Origin of the sequence: Phycobacter sedimenti (assembly GCF_038148855.1) — a bacterium.
Lineage (GTDB): Bacteria > Pseudomonadota > Alphaproteobacteria > Rhodobacterales > Rhodobacteraceae > Phycobacter > Phycobacter sedimenti.
In genome coordinates this window covers 250,892-266,233 of sequence record NZ_JBBVGR010000006.1, presented here as the reverse complement: position 1 = coordinate 266,233, position 15,342 = coordinate 250,892, and the positions used below count along the sequence as shown (strand labels likewise).

Here is a 15,342-nt window from a genome sequence, read left to right as displayed (position 1 = left end):
CCTACTTCAAATCATCGGGCATTGGAGAGACGTTCCAATCGCCTGCCTTTACCTCCAAGGTCTCATCCCGGAAATAGAAATGGAAGTGTCGATCTCCCTTCCCCGCTGCCTCAGCCCAAGGCGTGGGCTCCAAGGCATCGCGTGTGTAGCCTGTGATCTCGTAGAATTCGCCCCAGGCCGGGGCGAGGCTACTGAAGCGACATTGCCGCCCGTACCAGCCGTGATCGTTGATAGGGGTTATGCGATACCGGCTGCAGTCCCGAAATTGGAGTGTGATTTCCTCTAGGCCCTCGTATCGACGGAACTGATAGCGGTTCGGTGCGAAGGTAACGAGCAGATCCCTGTCTTCGAGCTCTACGCGTGGGTCGGGGGCATTCGGATCGGCATTCCAGCCGGTGTTGAGGTGGTGGAAAACCGGCAGATCGTGGTCGGTAAAAGCCCAGCCAAGTGCATCCTTGGAGGTCCATGTGACCCTTGGTCGTGGTGTTTGCCTTGCAAAGGCACGAAGCTTTTCTTCATCCCCGTTTACGGCAACACCAATCGATCCCAAGCCCTTGAGAGGCCAACCCATAAGGCAGGACCGGGTTTGTTGCTTGCTGACGTCAGTGATTTCAAAGTTGTGGCCAGCTGCGAACAGGATGTCGCCGATCTCGGGAATGCTTGTCAGCTGGTCCAGCATCAGAATGAGGCGCGTCTCTCCATTTTCTGAATTTTTCAGCGGAATAACATCGTTCAATCGCGCTTCGGGGTGTCGCATGGTCGGGTTCGGGTGGTTTGGGGATGAAATTGACTGAATGACATTGCAATCCGTATCAGTGTTCCCTCTCAAAGGGCAATGCGGCAGCCGCTTGTGAACGGCTGCCAGATCGTTCAGGGATATGTTGCACTATGCCCGCGCGTTCCGGTCAGAAGATTTTGATGATTTTTAACAGAGTATTACACTGTTTCGCGCGCGAAACATTTGCCGCCTATCCTCGGTCGATCCGCGCCTGATAGCAGTTGTTGCGGGCGGACCTTATGTGAATGTACGCGACGCGGGGATCGGTGAAGATCTCGTTCGCCTGCGCCATCATGCGCTCCGCCGCCACCACCACGCCGGTGCCATAGACGATGCGATCCTCGGCGCTGTAGCCCTTGATCAGATAGTCGGGGGAGCCTTGCAGCACCTCGGGCATCTCCTCCCCCTCATGGCAGGGGCAGCCATCTGCGCACAGGAAGATCGGCCCGACTTCGGCATAGGGTTGCGGCGTGGGAAAGGGGCGGTGGGCGAGGATCAGCATCTCTGCACCTTTGGGGATATAGCGCAGGCAATGGCGGCAGGGGTTGCCGCCGCCGTCCGATGTGCTGCGTTCGGCTGTCTGTCCGTTGGCGTCCGGACCTCCTCCTTGAAGGGCGCGGACGGTATCGGTGGGAAGGGCGGTGATCTTCAGCATCTGTATCTCCTGTTTTGGCGCGACATTGACCGCAGCTGAGGGGCTGTAGCGACCCGGATCCTGCGCATCTGGTGACGGAGAGGCTCCCGCCCGTCTCAAAACCGGCAGAGCCGGGTTCTCGGCGGTTGGGCATGGCGCGGATCCCCCTTCGGGCGTGATCCGCGAGGGCGACTCGAAAAGAGAACAAATCATGAATATACACTAAGGCCATGTCTGTTGAATTCGCGATTCTGTCCAATTTCACCTTTCTCACCGGGGCCTCGCACCCGGAGGAGTATGTGGCGCGTGCGGTGGAGCTGGGGATCGGGGCGCTGGCCATCGCGGATGAGAATTCGGTCGCCGGGATCGTGCGCGCCCATAGTGCGGCGCGCGATATTGCGCGCCGCGTGGCAGAGCGGCAGGCCTGGGATCGAGGCAACAGCCCGATAGGCCCGCCCCGGCCTGGGCATATTGCGCCCGCGCCCTCTTTCCCGATCTATGCGGTGCCGCGCCTGATCCCCGCGGCACGGCTGGTGTTTGTCGATGCACCGCCGGTGATCGCTTTGCCGATGGATCGCACCGGCTGGGGGAGCCTCTGCCGGATGCTTTCGACTGGGCGGCTGCGGGCCGAGAAAGGCGCGTGTCATCTGCACCTTGCCGACCTTTTGGATTTTTCCGAAGGTCTCCATCTGCTTCTGTCGCCACAGGCGGAGCCTCTGCCGGGCGGCGCGGACGGGTGGGCGCCGCATATGGACGCTCTGACGCGCCGCTTTGCCGGGCGGATGCATCTGTTGATGGCGCCTGCCTATGATGGGCGGGACCGCCGCCGCTTTGCCGGGCTTGCCGCCCTCGCCGATGAGCTGAACCTGCCCACGATCGCCAGCGCCGCCCCACGCATGCACCACGGAGCGCGCCGCCGTCTGGCGGATGTCCTGAGCGCCATCCGCCTGCGCTGCCGGGTGGAGGATCTGGGCCGCGCCGCCCTTGCCAATGCCGAGCAGCGCCTGCGCGCACCGGAGGAGATGCGGCGCATATTCCAGGGGCACGAAGACGCCCTGATGCGCGCGCAGGATCTGGCCGCCAGCCTCACCTTTTCGCTGGATGAGCTGCGCTATGACTACCCGGACGAGGGACTGGAGGGGGAAACCCCGCCCCAGCGCCTGCGCCGCCTTGCCGAACGGGGGCTGATCTGGCGCTATCCGGCCGGTGCCCCGGCAAAGGTGCGCGCCATGCTGGAGCATGAGCTGACCCTGATCGCCAAGCTGAAGTATGAGCCCTATTTCCTCACCGTTCATGACATCGTCGACTTTGCGCGCTCGCGCGGGATCCTGTGTCAGGGGCGCGGCTCGGCTGCCAATTCGGTGGTGTGCTATTGCCTTGGCGTCACCTCGGTCAGCCCGGAAATGGGCACCATGGTCTTTGAGCGGTTCGTGTCCGAGGCGCGCGACGAGCCGCCCGACATCGACGTGGATTTCGAACATGAGCGCCGCGAGGAGGTGATCCAGTGGATCTACGAGCGTTACGGTCGCCACCGGGCGGGGCTCTGCGCAACCGTGATCCACTACCGGGGCAAGCGCGCCATCCGCGAGGTGGGCCGCGCCATGGGCTTGAGTGAGGATACCATTGCCGCCATGTCCTCGCAGCTCTGGGGGAGTTTTGATCGCAGCGGCGCGAACCCCGCCCGCCTGCGCGAGATCGGCCTTGACCCCGAAGCGCCCCGCCTGCGCCAGACGCTGGATCTGGTGGGGCAGATCATCGGCTTTCCCCGGCATCTGTCGCAGCACGTGGGCGGTTTCATCATCACCGCAGGCCGTCTGGACGAATTGGTCCCGATCGAGAACGCCACGATGGAGGGGCGCACGGTCATCTGCTGGGACAAGGACGATATCGACGCGCTGGGCATCCTCAAGGTCGATGTCCTCAGCCTTGGCATGCTGACCTGCATCCGCAAGGCCTTTGACCTGATGCGCCAGCACCACCGGCTGGATTACGCCCTCGCCACGCTGCCGCCCGAGGATCCGGCGGTTTATGACATGCTGTGCCGCGCCGACAGTATTGGCGTCTTTCAGGTCGAAAGCCGGGCGCAGATGAACTTTCTGCCCCGCATGCGGCCGCGCAACTTCTATGATCTGGTGATCGAGGTAGCGATCATCCGCCCCGGCCCCATTCAGGGCGATATGGTCCACCCCTACATTCGCCGCCGCAACGGGGAGGAGGCGGTGGAGTTCCCCTCGGACGCGCTGGGCGAGGTGCTGGGCAAGACCCTTGGCGTGCCGCTGTTTCAGGAGCAGGCGATGCAGATCGCCATGGTGGGGGCGGGCTTCAGCCCGGAGCAGGCAGACCGGCTGCGCCGCTCGCTGGCGACCTTCAAGAAGCACGGCAATGTCTCCGAATTCCGCAACCTGTTCCTGCGCGGCATGGCGCGCAATGGCTATGACGCCGATTTCTCAGAACGCTGCTTTTCCCAGATCGAGGGCTTTGGCGCCTATGGGTTCCCGGAAAGCCACGCGGCCAGTTTCGCCCTGCTGGTCTATGCCTCGGCCTGGATCAAATGCCACCATCCCGGCATCTTTGCCTGCGCTTTGCTCAACTCCCAGCCGATGGGGTTCTATGCGCCCGCGCAGATCGTCCGCGACGCCCGCGCCCATGGGGTTGAGGTGCGCCCGATCTGCATCAATGCCAGCTACTGGGACAATGTGATGGAGCCGGACGGGCAGGGCGGGCTGGCGCTGCGCCTCGGCTTTCGCCAGATCAAGGGCCTCAGCGACGAGGATATCAGCTGGCTGACGGCGGCGCGTGGCAATGGCTACACCGAGGTGCAGGACGTCTGGCGCAAGGCGGGTCTGCCGCCACCGGTGATCGAACGGCTGGCCGAGGCCGACGCCTTTGCCGTGCTGGGGCTGTCGCGTCGTGAGGCGCTGTGGCAGGCCAAGGCGATCACCGCCAGGAAACCTCTGCCCCTGTTCGAGCGCGAGCTGGAGGGCGAGGCGATAGACGAGCCCGCCGCCCACCTGCCGCAGATGACCCTGGGTGAGGAAGTGGTGGAGGATTACGTCGCCCTGCGCCTTTCCTTACGCGCCCATCCCGTTGCGCTGCTGCGGCACATCCTGACGCCCCAAGAGTGATAATTGCTACCTTGCTACCTTGGTACCTTGATAGCGTATTCGGCAACCTTTATGTGTCTCTTCGGGAAAAGGAGGGTGGCATGAAAACAGTCACACGTGTGCAGACCGGCCTGCGGATCGAGACGCGGCTCTTGAAGACCATGAAGGCGCTTGCTGAGTGTCTGGATATCTCGGTGGCCGAACTGGTCGAGGGGATGGCGCTGCATGCCTTTGAGGGCAAGGCGCCGTTTTCGGAGGCGACACTGAAAAAGATCGCCGCGCTGCGGGGGGTATATGAGTTGGACCTGACGGCCGCCGACAGCCACCGCCTGACGGAGGATCCGGAATGAGCCTTGAGCGCACCGATTATCGGCAGATGGCACAGGAACTGGCCGAGGGGCGCCTGGGGCCACAGGGGTTCAGCCATCGCGCGCATCTGGGCGTCGCCTATGAAATCCTGTCGGCCCACGAGGTCTTCGAGGGGATGGCGATCTATGCGAACGGTTTGCGGCAGCTGGCCAGCGCCGCCGGGGTGCCGGAAAAGTTCAACGCAACCGTGACGCTGGGCTTCCTGCTCCTGACCGCTGAACGCATGGCAATCGGCGCCCATGACACGGCCGAGGGCTTTCTGGACGGCAACGCGGATCTTCTGGCACCAGCGCCTCTGTCGTCCTTGTATGAAACAGAGACCCTGAACTCCGATCTGGCCCGCCGGGTGCCGCTTCTGCCGCGCATGGGGTGAAACGGGCCGGATGTGTGCCTACATTGGCGAGCAAGCGGAGACCATCGCAGCGCACCCATTGCCACATCTGGCGCTAACGGCGGTTTCCCAATGCGCGGCAAGCCTGTAGAAGGCACCTGAGCGCTGAAACAGCCCGACTATGGCGGAGACCTACCAATGAGCAGACCCAAACCCGTTGTTCTTTGCATTCTTGACGGCTGGGGCACAGGGGAGCCGGGGGTGGCCAATGCGCCCTATCTGGCCAAGACACCCACCTTCGATGCGATCATGGAAAAGGGCCCCACCGCGCAGCTGATCACCCATGGACCGGACGTGGGCCTGCCCTCGGGGCAGATGGGCAACTCGGAAGTGGGCCACACCAATATCGGCGCGGGCCGGGTGGTGGCGATGGATCTGGGTCAGATCGACCTTGCCATCGAGGATGGCTCTTTCTTTCAGAATGCCGCCTTGCAGGACTTTATCGCAAGACTGAAAGAAACCGGGGGCGCGGCGCATCTGATGGGGCTGGTCTCGGACGGGGGCGTGCATGGGCATATCACCCACATCCTGGCCGCGATCAAAGCGATCCGCGACGCGGGCGTGCCGGTCTGGCTGCATGCCGTGACCGACGGGCGTGATGTGGCGCCGAAATCGGCCTTTGGCTATTTCGAGGAACTGAAGGAAAAGATGCCCGAAGGCGCGGGGATCGCCACGGTGACGGGACGCTATTTCGCCATGGACCGCGACAACCGCTGGGAGCGCGTCAAGGAAGCCTATGATGCCATGATCAAGGGGCAGGGGCGCAGCGTGCGCGATGCCCATCACGCAGTGGATCATGCCTACAACCAGTCCGAAACCGATGAATTCATCGGCGCAAGCGTGGTGGCAGGCTTTGACGGGGTGAAGGACGGCGACGGCTTCTTCTGCCTCAACTTCCGCGCCGACCGCGCCCGCGAGATCCTGCGCGCCATCGGGGAGCCGGGCTTTGCCGATTTCGACACCGGTGCGCGGCCCGATCTGGCGGCGCTTCTGGGGATGGTGGAATATTCCGACGGGCACAACGCCTATATGACCACCTGCTATCCCAAGGCGCCCATCGTCAACACGCTGGGGGAATGGGTCGCCAAACAGGGTCTGACCCAGTTCCGCCTGGCCGAGACCGAGAAGTACCCGCATGTGACCTTCTTCCTCAACGGTGGCAAGGAAGAGCCGGAAGTGGGCGAGGATCGCTACATGCCGAAATCGCCAAAGGTCGCGACCTATGATCTGCAGCCCGAGATGTCCGCCCCCGAGGTGACCGAAAAATTCGTCGAGGCGATCGAGAAGGGCTATGACCTGATCGTCACCAACTACGCCAACCCGGACATGGTTGGCCACACCGGAGACATTCCGGCGGCGATCAAGGCCTGCGAAGCAGTGGATCAGGGCCTGGCTCAGGTGGTTGCCGCGCTCGAAAAGGCGGGTGGTGCCATGCTGGTGACAGCGGACCACGGCAATTGCGAAGTGATGATCGATCCCGAAACCGGCGGCGCTCATACCGCCCATACCACCAACCTGGTGCCGCTGGCGCTGGTGGGCGGCCCCGAAGGCGCGCGCCTTCGCGATGGGCGTCTTGCAGATCTGGCGCCGACGCTCTTGGATCTGATGGGCCTGCCCAAGCCGGAAGAGATGACCGGCGAGAGCCTGCTCGCATGATCCTGCGCCGCCCCAGCTTCTTTTGCGGGCTTGCGCTGTGCCTGGCGCTGGCCCTGCCCGTGCAGGCGGAAACCGAGGCCGCGCGTGCTGCGCGTCAGGCCGCCGCGCAGCTGGAGGCGGCAACCCTGCAACTGGAGCAGGCCGACAGTGCCCGCGACCGCGTGAAGGCCCTGAGCGAGACCATCCGCGCCTATGAGGCGGGTCTCGCCGCCATGCGGGATGGGTTGCGGGGTGTGGCCCGGCGTGAAACCCAGCTTCTGGCGCAGCTCAGCGCCCGCGAGGATGAGGTGGCCCAGCTGGTGGGGATCATCCAGACGATCGAAACCTCGTCTCCGCCTGTTCTGATGCTGCACCCCTCGGGGCCCTTGGGCGCGGCGCGATCGGCCATGATGCTGGCCGAGGTCACGCCGGGATTGAATGCGCGCGCCGAAGCCCTGCGCGCCGATCTTGAAGAGGTCCAGACCCTGCGCCTTTTGCAGCAGGCGGCGGCGGAAAAGCTGCAAGAGGGCCTTGGTGGTATCCAGACGGCTCGCACCGAGCTGTCAACGGCCATCGCGGATCGCACCGATCTGCCAAAACGCTTTACCGAGGATCCCATCCGCACCGCGTCCCTGATTGCTTCGACCGAAACCCTGTCGGGATTTGCCAGTGGCCTTTCCGAAATCGCCGATGGGGAGGTGATCCAGAGCCGCGCCGACGTCAATGATCTGCGCGGAGAGCTGCCGCTGCCGGTCGAAGGTCTGGTTCTGCGCAGATATGGTACGCGCGATGCGGCGGGGATTGCCCGCCCCGGTATCCTGGTGGCGGCGCGCCCCCGTGCGCTGGTGACATCGCCCACCGCCGCGACGATCCGCTACCGGGGACCTTTGCTGGACCTCGGTAACGTGATGATTCTGGAGCCGCAGCCGGACACACTGTTCATTCTGTCCGGCCTTGCCGAGGTTTTTGGAGAGGCCGGAGAGGTCATCCCCGAGGGCACACCTGTCGGTCTGATGGGCGGTGAGGCGCCGCAAGCGGGGGCGATTTTGTCACTAAGCGGTGAAGGGGGTGGAACTGACCGCACAGAAACGCTCTATATAGAAGTGAGAATGGACAATAGCCCGGTGGATCCTGAAACATGGTTCGACGCCGGAAAAGGTGGATGAAGGTTTCATGAAAAAATTCGCGATGGCCGCATTTGGCGGAACGCTGGCAGGGATCGTGGCAACCACTTACGTGGCTGGCCCGCTTTTGGCTCAGGAAGGTGCCCGCGAGGCGACGGTCTATGAGCAGCTTGATCTGTTTGGCGATATCTTCGAACGCATCCGCGCACAGTATGTGGAAGAGGTCGACGAGAAAGAGTTGATCGAAGCGGCCATCGGCGGCATGTTGTCGTCGCTCGATCCGCACTCCAGCTACCTGTCGCCCGACGATGCGGCCAGCATGCAGGTGCAGACCAGGGGCGAATTCGGCGGGCTTGGCATCGAGGTCACTCAGGAAGAGGGCTTTGTGAAGGTCGTCTCGCCCATCGATGGCACCCCGGCGGATGAAGCCGGGATCGAGGCGGGCGATTTCATCACCCATGTGGACGGCGAAAGCGTTCTGGGCCTGTCTCTAGATGAGGCGGTCGAGATGATGCGTGGCCCGGTCGGCTCCGAGATCATCATCACCGTGGTGCGCGAAGGCGAGCCGGAACCCTTTGACGTCTCGATCATCCGCGACACCATCAAGCTGACGGCCGTGCGCGCCCGCACCGAGGGCGAGACCGTGGTGATGCGCATCACCACCTTCAACCGCCAGACTACGCCGAACCTCGAAAGCGGTCTGAAAGAGCAGATCGAAGCCGCTGGCGGCCTGGACAAGGTGAACGGCATCGTGCTGGACCTGCGCAACAACCCCGGCGGCCTTCTGACGGAGGCGATCCAGGTGGCCGACAGCTTCCTTGATAGCGGCGAGATCGTTTCGACCCGCGGCCGCAACCCCGAAGACGGCGAACGCTTCAACGCGACACCGGGCGATCTGTCGGGCGGCAAGCCCATCGTGGTGCTGATCAACGGCGGTTCGGCCTCGGCCTCGGAAATCGTTGCGGGCGCACTGCAGGATCACCGCCGCGCCATCGTGGTGGGCACGAAATCCTTCGGCAAGGGATCGGTCCAGACCGTGATGCCCCTGCGCGGCGATGGCGCCATGCGTCTGACCACGGCGCGCTATTACACGCCCTCGGGCCGCTCGATCCAGGCGCTGGGTGTCAGCCCCGACATCGTGGTCGAACAGCCCCGCCGCCGCCCTGCCACCGAAGAGGAAGAGGCAGCCTCGGCTGCAAGCCGTTCCCGTTCGGAAGCGGACCTGCGCGGTCGCCTGAACAATGACAGCTTGACCGAGGACGAGATCCGCCAGATCGAAGAGGATCGCGAAAAGGCAGAAAAAGCTGCCGAGCTGCGCGAACAGGATTACCAGCTGGCCTATGCCATCGACATCCTGAAGGGCCTGACGGCGCTGGGTCCGAACGACTGATCCGGATCTGGAGCAAACAAAAGAAAAGGCCGCCCTGTCTGGGGCGGCCTTTTTCATCTCACGGGGTACGGCCTGCGCGTTATTTCAGATCGATGAAGATCTGTGAGACGACACCGGCTTCGAGCAGGGCGTCCTTGATCTCATCAATCGCATTGACGTCGGGCGAGCTGACGATGACCACATCGTTGACCACCAGCGAATAAAGCGGCGCGTCCGGTGCGAGGTTTGCCAGGTATTTCTCGGCCGCCAACTGCGATTTCGGGCCCCATTTGCCGTCATAGGAAACGCCAATCGTGTATTGGGCGTCCATGGTCATTTCCTTGCTGACGGTTTTGCCTTCATTCAGATCCTGCAAGACGGTCTGAAGTTGGGCTTCATCGGTGATGCGCTCGGGAATGAAGACATTGGTGCAGGTCTCGACCTCCCGGTATTTGGTGACGGTGCTCTTGCTGGTCTCATTGGCAACGGCCCCGCCAACGATGGCGCCGACGGCCGCGCCGGCATTCTTGTCGGTCACGACCTTGCCGATCACCCCGCCAATAATTGCGCCACCGACGATCTTTTCGGGGCTGCCCCCTTTCACGGTTTCCTGATAGGGCACCATCTGTGTCTCGCACCTGGTCTCGTATGAACCGGCAAACGCCTGAGATGCCATCAGAACAGCCGTCGCTGCCGTCGCAAAAAGTTTCATGTCTCGTTTCTCCTTATGCAGGTCAAAGTGGCCTGGCCCCTGCACCTTGCCACGATCAGCAGTACTCTGTCTGGCGACACACACGCTGTTGCCGGTGATCCAGTCGGGTCTCTTGATCCTGTGTTTAACTAGGTATGCGCTCAACTGTTATTCAATATCATGGCGAGATTTCGCTAGTCCCGTGAAGGCGGAAAGGGGTTCGCGGTATCGGAGCAAGGTTTAAAACCTTCACGTGATCGGGGGGCGACCAAGGCTTCGGGATGGCGGCCAAGCAAATGGGACGCGTCGGGCAGCTTCAGCTTTGTTGCCACAGCGCCTGCGGGCTTTTAACCTGAGGCCGGATCCCGGCAGGCGGGGCTATGTAGGGCGGGGGGCGCGATGGACCGGCTTGGACGATATCTTCTGGACCGGCCCTCCTGGCTGATCGTTCTGGTGGCCGCGGCGCTGACCGCCCTGCCGGTGGCGGTCTGGCTGGATCTGCGGGCGCTGTCGGATGAGACCCTGCGTCGTCAGGCGGCCAGCCTCAACGGGATCGTCTCTTCGGTGCGCTCCTATTATGCGCGCAACGTGGTGCAGCGGGTGATTGCTTCGGATGCAGAAACGCAAGCGCTGCACAACTATCTGGACGTCGAAGGTGCCATTCCCATTCCCGCCACACTGTCGCTCGAACTGGGAGAGGCGATTGGCGCCGCCGAGGGGGACGTGCGCTATCGCTTCGTGTCCGACTACAGCTTTGCCGACCGACCGCCCCACAGCCTGACCCCATTCGAGCAGTCCGCGCTTGAACATTTCAGATCCACGCCGGATGGCGATCCTTTCCTGCTCCATTCCACCGGCAATATCCGCAATCGCGAGATCACCCTGGCCACGCCGGTGGTGATGGCGGGCGCCTGCGTGGACTGCCACAACGCGCATCCCAAAAGCCCCAAGACAGACTGGCAGGTGGGCGACGTGCGGGCCGTTCAGACCGTGACCGTGCGCCAGCCGGTTGCGCTCAACCTCTGGTCTTTCAAATGGCTGTTGCTCTATTTCGCGGTGGCCGGCTCCATTGGCCTCCTGTTTGCCATGGTGCAATTCCGCCTTGCCGGGCGCTTCAGCCGGATGAACGAAGAACTGGCGGCCAACAACGCCTTTCTGGCGGATATCTCGCTCAAGATTTCCAAGTACCTGTCTCCTCAGGTCTATAAATCGATCTTCTCGGGGGAAAGGGATGCGTCGATCTCGACCGAGCGGAAGAAGCTGACGGTGTTTTTCTCGGACATTCAGGATTTCACCGCCACCACCGAACGGATGCAGCCCGAAGAGCTGACTGCGCTGTTGAACCAGTATTTCACCGAGATGGCCAAGATCGCCGAGGAACACGGAGCCACCATCGACAAATTCATCGGCGATGCCATCGTGGCCTTCTTTGGCGATCCCGAAACCAGGGGAGTGACCGAAGATGCCCGCGCCTGCGTGAAAATGGCGCTGGCGATGCAACAGCGCCTTGCCGAACTCGGCGCACACTGGAGCAGGCAGGGACTGGAGCATCCCTTCAAGGCGCGGATGGGGATCAACACAGGCTATTGCAACGTGGGCAATTTCGGTTCGGAAGAGAGGATGGACTATACCATCATCGGCGCCGAGGCGAACCTGGCGGCACGTCTTGAAAGCATAGCGGAACCGGGCGGCATCGTGATGAGTTACGAAACATATGCCCATGTGCGCGATATCGTGGAGGCCACCCCGGGAGAGCCTGTGCGGATGAAGGGGATCGCGCGGCAGATCGTGCCCTATCACATCAAAAGTGCGGTGCCGGATATGGCAAACGCTCCGGTCCCCGCGGTGGAGGAGGGCGACAAGCTGACATTGGATCTCAAGGCGCTGGATGATACGGCCCGCGATGTGCTGCGCCAGGCCGTGCGCGACGCCCTGCGCAAGGCGCTGGATGGGAAGATGACAAGTTGAGGCCTGTTTTCCCGATTTGTTGAATAGATGCCCGGAAACCGGCGGCATGTCCCGCATCGCCGGGGTAGGGTCTTGCCATGATGTTTGACCTGCCTGATTCCAAAACCCTCTATGAAGCCCTTGTGGCGCGTGATGCCTCTTATGAGGGGCGCGCCTATGTCGGGGTGACCTCGACAGGGATTTTCTGCCGACTGACCTGTCCCGCCCGAAAACCCAGGTTCGAGAACTGCCGCTTCTTTCAGACGCCGGGCGCCTGTATCGAGGCAGGGTTTCGGGCCTGCAAGCGCTGCACGCCTCTGGCGGCCGCTGCACAGGATGACCCGGTGGTGCAGCGCCTGCTGGCGGCTCTTGAGGATCGCCCGGCCTATCGCTGGCGCGAGGGGGACATCAGCGCCATGGGGCTGGACCCTTCGACCGTGCGGCGCAGTTTCCGGCGTCATTTCGGCATGACCTTCCTTGAGATGGCCCGTCAGCGCCGCCTGCGCGAAGGGTTCACGACGCTGAAAGCAGGCGAGCCGGTGATCGCGGCGCAGATCGAAGCGGGATTTGAGTCCCCTTCCGCGTTTCGCGCCGCCTTTGCGCGGCTCACGGGGTTGGCGCCGGGCCGTTTCCGGCAGGGGACCCTGCTGCTGGCCGATTGGATCGACACGCCCCTTGGCCCCATGATCGCGGTCAGCTGCGCGCATCGGCTGCACCTTCTCGAGTTTGCCGACCGAAAGGCCCTGCCAAGGGAAATTGTGCGGCTCGAAGCCTCTCAGCCCGGTGGTATCGGCTTTGGCCGCCCCGCGCCGACCGACCAGATCGCGGAAGAGCTGCGCGGCTATTTCGCAGGCACCTCCGGGCAGTTCGACACGCCTTTGGCCTTGCACGGCACGCCCTTCCAGCGTGCGGTGTGGGAGGCGTTGCGCAAGATCCCGGCCGGTGAAACGCGCAGCTATTCCCGAATCGCCGAGGACATCGGACGGCCCTCGGCCACCCGCGCGGTGGCGCGGGCCAACGGGGCCAACCAGCTTGCGCTGGTGGTGCCCTGTCACCGGGTTCTGGGCGCGGATGGAAGCCTCACAGGATATGGCGGCGGCCTGTGGCGCAAGCAGCGTCTGATCGAAATCGAGACCGGCCTCGCCCGTGCGAGGGGGACCGCGGCCTGAGGTCCAAATCAGGCGGTTTCGACGCAGTGGCGCCGGAAGGCCCGTTTCAGCATGTCGAGCTCTGCCCGCAGAAGATCGACCTCGGTGCGCAGGTCTTCGGCAGCGATATCGCCGCCGATCAGGGTGAAATGGGCAAGTGCTTCATCCTGCCCGTCGCCAGTTATCACAAAACTATGCACCCCGTCGGCCACGGCCGCGGGCGGGACCGGAATGATCAGGTCCCATGTGTCGGCCGTGTCTGTTGCGCTCAGGCTGACGCCGTCGACCGGGCGGTCGAGATAGAGCACCTTGATATCCGGCGCGGTGCTTGCGGCGGCGCGGCTCTGGACAAGTCCCTCCCAGCGGCCATTGCGGAAACGGGTCTTGGTGACGGTCAGATGGCTCATGTCACGGCTCCTCACAGGTTGGCACGGCGGTGTCGGGCAAAGGTCAGATCCCGCAGGACCAGCTGATTCATCTCGGGTGCTTCAAAGATCAGATCCAGCCAGGCCCCTGTGATGCGCTTTTCGTTGATCTTGGTGTAGGCCAGATCAAATTCCACGGCCACGCGGCGTTCCCCGTGGGGCAGTTCCCGCACGATCTGTTCGGTGTTCGGCCCGTGGGTGATATTGAGCCGGGCAAAGATCTCGAGCGGCTTTTCGGTCTCGACGATGGTGTCAAAGCGGATCAGATGCTGGCGGGTCAGACCCTGTACCGCCTCGGGCGGCAGGGCGACGACCAGTGACAGGAACGAGCCGTCGAAGTTGAAGACATCCATGCGCAGGCCAAAGGGGGCAAGGTCTTCTTCGCGGGTATTGCGCAGCTGGCGCAGGGTCAGCTCGGAGTAGGCGCAGTCATGAAACAGCTGCACATCATCGCCCAGCCTGGCCTTGGACGGAACCGAAGAGAGACCGGAAAGCGACAGCGGGCCGCGCCAGGCCTCGGGGCGCCAGGACCAGTCGCTGCCCGGAGGCGTCGGAAACGAGCTGGCTCCAATGTGCGGAAGCGCCAGTCGCCCTTCGGCCACATGGATCACCCGGTCCAGCTCGGCTTTCAGTTTTTTTGCCTGCACGTGCCTGCGACGCAGCTCAGCAAACGAGAGCGCATCCGCCCCTTTGGCAACGCGCCGCCAGTGGCGCAGGACGCGGCGGTGCAGCAGCTTTTCCATAATCCTGCTCATGAACTTGGGGGCCCTGCCTTCTGACTGTTCTTGCCTTGCCGGTTTCTCCGGTCATGTCCGTGCACGCAATCTAGCCGCTCTGGCTCAGTCAAATAAACCTGCAATCCGCTTTTTGAGGGAGAGTTTTCTGTCCGAAGCCCTATCCGGCCGTGCTTTTGCCGCGCCATCAAGATCGCCGCGCGCTACAGGGCGCAGTCCGCCCGAGGCGGTTCGGCTTGGCGGCGGTGCCGTGCCGGGCGTTCGGGCTGCGGCCGGACCGGCCGTCTCCGCCATCGGTTGCGGGGCGGAGGCGGCGCGCGTGCGCCGGGCCATCTGCTCGAGCAATTCGGCACCGCGGTCCCCCAGGAGCGGGCTTTGCTCTGGCGCATAAAGCGCCAGAAGGATCACGTGACCGTCCTGCACAAAGGCGCCGCGCCAATGCTCGGGGCTGGCACCACGTGCGCCGTGATCCGGCATGTCCAGCTTGACCAGCGGCAGCGCCCCGTTCCGGCGTTCGTCCAGAACATTCGCTCCAGGTACACTTGCAGCCAGAGCCACCGTGGAGGGCGCCACAGCGCCGGAGGGGGCCTTGCCAAGGGTTGCCGTGATGACGGCGCTTTTGCCAAAGCTCGCGAATGCGCCCCCGAGGCCCAGCCTGTCGCAGCGCGGCAGCAGGGCAAAGCCGTTTGCCGCATCCCGCCGCAACATCTTCTTGTCAAAGCAGTATCCTGTGGGCGCCGCGAGAACCACATCGGCACCGGTCATGGTCACCTCGGTCAGCCCTGTGTCACGGGCACCCGCGCTTGCAAAGGAAAAGCCGCCCTCTGGCAATTCGGTACAGGCGCCGAGCAGGACAGGCAGCGCAAGCGCCGAGAGGACCGGAACGCGCCGCCGCCGCCAAAAAGGCGGCGGATGGGGCACATCCTGCCCTATGGTCGCTCTCTTGCCCAGCTTTGCTGCTCCCCCGGCTTCAGCGTTTCGTTGCACGCGCCC

Annotated in this window: 14 protein-coding genes; 8 read left to right on the top strand and 6 right to left on the bottom strand. The window is 63.3% G+C overall.

The annotated features are described in order from the left end of the window. Position 1: 1 nt before the first annotated feature. Both AADA15_RS12725 and AADA15_RS12720 read right to left on the bottom strand, forming a co-directional pair. On the bottom strand, positions 2 to 736 hold the full coding sequence (locus tag AADA15_RS12725; RefSeq protein WP_341641932.1) for a hypothetical protein: 735 nt from the start codon (positions 734 to 736) through the stop codon (positions 2 to 4). 232 nt (positions 737 to 968) lie between these two features. After that, positions 969 to 1,433 (bottom strand): DUF1203 domain-containing protein, encoded by a 465-nt coding sequence (locus tag AADA15_RS12720; protein ID WP_341641931.1) that lies wholly within the window; start codon positions 1,431 to 1,433, stop codon positions 969 to 971. Positions 1,434 to 1,642: 209 nt separating this feature from the next. On the opposite strand from AADA15_RS12720, the gene AADA15_RS12715 reads away from it, so the two are divergent. The 6 genes from AADA15_RS12715 to AADA15_RS12690 all read left to right on the top strand — a co-directional run bounded on the left by AADA15_RS12715 (position 1,643) and on the right by AADA15_RS12690 (position 9,425). Next, the gene (locus tag AADA15_RS12715; protein WP_341641930.1) at positions 1,643 to 4,537 is read left to right on the top strand and encodes an error-prone DNA polymerase; all 2,895 of its coding nucleotides are present in this window, start codon (positions 1,643 to 1,645) and stop codon (positions 4,535 to 4,537) included. A gap of 80 nt (positions 4,538 to 4,617) precedes the next feature. Next, positions 4,618 to 4,866: a hypothetical protein gene (locus AADA15_RS12710; protein WP_341641929.1), complete on the top strand. Its 249-nt coding sequence runs from the start codon at positions 4,618 to 4,620 to the stop codon at positions 4,864 to 4,866. Beyond that, positions 4,863 to 5,258 carry a hypothetical protein gene (locus AADA15_RS12705; RefSeq protein ID WP_341641928.1) on the top strand — a complete coding sequence of 132 codons (396 nt, stop codon included), beginning with the start codon at positions 4,863 to 4,865 and terminating at the stop codon, positions 5,256 to 5,258. Before AADA15_RS12710 ends, AADA15_RS12705 begins: the two co-directional genes overlap by 4 nt. Positions 5,259 to 5,414: 156 nt before the next feature. Next, complete coding sequence (gene gpmI, locus AADA15_RS12700; RefSeq protein ID WP_341641927.1) at positions 5,415 to 6,932, top strand: 2,3-bisphosphoglycerate-independent phosphoglycerate mutase; 1,518 nt, start codon at positions 5,415 to 5,417, stop codon at positions 6,930 to 6,932. Beyond that, complete coding sequence (locus tag AADA15_RS12695; protein ID WP_341641926.1) at positions 6,929 to 8,077, top strand: murein hydrolase activator EnvC family protein; 1,149 nt, start codon at positions 6,929 to 6,931, stop codon at positions 8,075 to 8,077. Before gpmI ends, AADA15_RS12695 begins: the two co-directional genes overlap by 4 nt. Positions 8,078 to 8,084: 7 nt before the next feature. Beyond that, a complete protein-coding gene (locus AADA15_RS12690; protein ID WP_341641925.1) occupies positions 8,085 to 9,425 on the top strand; it encodes a S41 family peptidase in 1,341 nt (446 codons plus the stop codon). A gap of 79 nt (positions 9,426 to 9,504) precedes the next feature. Here the strand turns inward: AADA15_RS12690 and AADA15_RS12685 are convergent, their stop codons facing one another. Further along, on the bottom strand, positions 9,505 to 10,116 hold the full coding sequence (locus tag AADA15_RS12685) for a hypothetical protein (RefSeq protein ID WP_341641924.1): 612 nt from the start codon (positions 10,114 to 10,116) through the stop codon (positions 9,505 to 9,507). A gap of 378 nt (positions 10,117 to 10,494) precedes the next feature. Between AADA15_RS12685 and AADA15_RS12680 the strand changes: the two genes are divergently transcribed. Together AADA15_RS12680 and AADA15_RS12675 are read left to right on the top strand one after the other, a co-directional pair. Beyond that, positions 10,495 to 12,063 (top strand): adenylate/guanylate cyclase domain-containing protein, encoded by a 1,569-nt coding sequence (locus tag AADA15_RS12680; RefSeq protein ID WP_341641923.1) that lies wholly within the window; start codon positions 10,495 to 10,497, stop codon positions 12,061 to 12,063. 77 nt (positions 12,064 to 12,140) lie between these two features. Beyond that, positions 12,141 to 13,211, top strand: coding sequence for a bifunctional transcriptional activator/DNA repair enzyme AdaA (locus AADA15_RS12675; RefSeq protein ID WP_341641922.1), 1,071 nt, complete (start codon positions 12,141 to 12,143; stop codon positions 13,209 to 13,211). A gap of 8 nt (positions 13,212 to 13,219) precedes the next feature. On the opposite strand, the gene AADA15_RS12670 is transcribed toward AADA15_RS12675, so the two are convergent. From AADA15_RS12670 to AADA15_RS12660, 3 genes are all read right to left on the bottom strand, one after another. Continuing rightward, complete coding sequence (locus tag AADA15_RS12670) at positions 13,220 to 13,597, bottom strand: hypothetical protein (RefSeq protein ID WP_341641921.1); 378 nt, start codon at positions 13,595 to 13,597, stop codon at positions 13,220 to 13,222. A gap of 11 nt (positions 13,598 to 13,608) precedes the next feature. After that, positions 13,609 to 14,370, bottom strand: a complete 762-nt coding sequence (locus AADA15_RS12665; RefSeq protein ID WP_341641920.1) for a DUF6478 family protein — start codon at positions 14,368 to 14,370, stop codon at positions 13,609 to 13,611. 84 nt (positions 14,371 to 14,454) lie between these two features. Next, positions 14,455 to 15,270 (bottom strand): hypothetical protein, encoded by an 816-nt coding sequence (locus tag AADA15_RS12660; protein WP_341641919.1) that lies wholly within the window; start codon positions 15,268 to 15,270, stop codon positions 14,455 to 14,457. Positions 15,271 to 15,342 lie beyond the last annotated feature (72 nt).

What these genes read in the sequence shown, in the direction of transcription:
- AADA15_RS12685 (WP_341641924.1), bottom strand. Translation starts at nt 10,116, where the DNA reads ATGAAACTTTTTGCGACGGCAGCGACGGCTGTTCTGATGGCATCTCAG.
- AADA15_RS12695 (WP_341641926.1), top strand. Translation starts at nt 6,929, where the DNA reads ATGATCCTGCGCCGCCCCAGCTTCTTTTGCGGGCTTGCGCTGTGCCTG.
- AADA15_RS12665 (WP_341641920.1), bottom strand. Translation starts at nt 14,370, where the DNA reads ATGAGCAGGATTATGGAAAAGCTGCTGCACCGCCGCGTCCTGCGCCAC.
- AADA15_RS12710 (WP_341641929.1), top strand. Translation starts at nt 4,618, where the DNA reads ATGAAAACAGTCACACGTGTGCAGACCGGCCTGCGGATCGAGACGCGG.
- AADA15_RS12670 (WP_341641921.1), bottom strand. Translation starts at nt 13,597, where the DNA reads ATGAGCCATCTGACCGTCACCAAGACCCGTTTCCGCAATGGCCGCTGG.
- gpmI (WP_341641927.1), top strand. Translation starts at nt 5,415, where the DNA reads ATGAGCAGACCCAAACCCGTTGTTCTTTGCATTCTTGACGGCTGGGGC.
- AADA15_RS12715 (WP_341641930.1), top strand. Translation starts at nt 1,643, where the DNA reads ATGTCTGTTGAATTCGCGATTCTGTCCAATTTCACCTTTCTCACCGGG.
- AADA15_RS12680 (WP_341641923.1), top strand. Translation starts at nt 10,495, where the DNA reads ATGGACCGGCTTGGACGATATCTTCTGGACCGGCCCTCCTGGCTGATC.
- AADA15_RS12675 (WP_341641922.1), top strand. Translation starts at nt 12,141, where the DNA reads ATGATGTTTGACCTGCCTGATTCCAAAACCCTCTATGAAGCCCTTGTG.
- AADA15_RS12690 (WP_341641925.1), top strand. Translation starts at nt 8,085, where the DNA reads ATGAAAAAATTCGCGATGGCCGCATTTGGCGGAACGCTGGCAGGGATC.
- AADA15_RS12705 (WP_341641928.1), top strand. Translation starts at nt 4,863, where the DNA reads ATGAGCCTTGAGCGCACCGATTATCGGCAGATGGCACAGGAACTGGCC.
- AADA15_RS12720 (WP_341641931.1), bottom strand. Translation starts at nt 1,433, where the DNA reads ATGCTGAAGATCACCGCCCTTCCCACCGATACCGTCCGCGCCCTTCAA.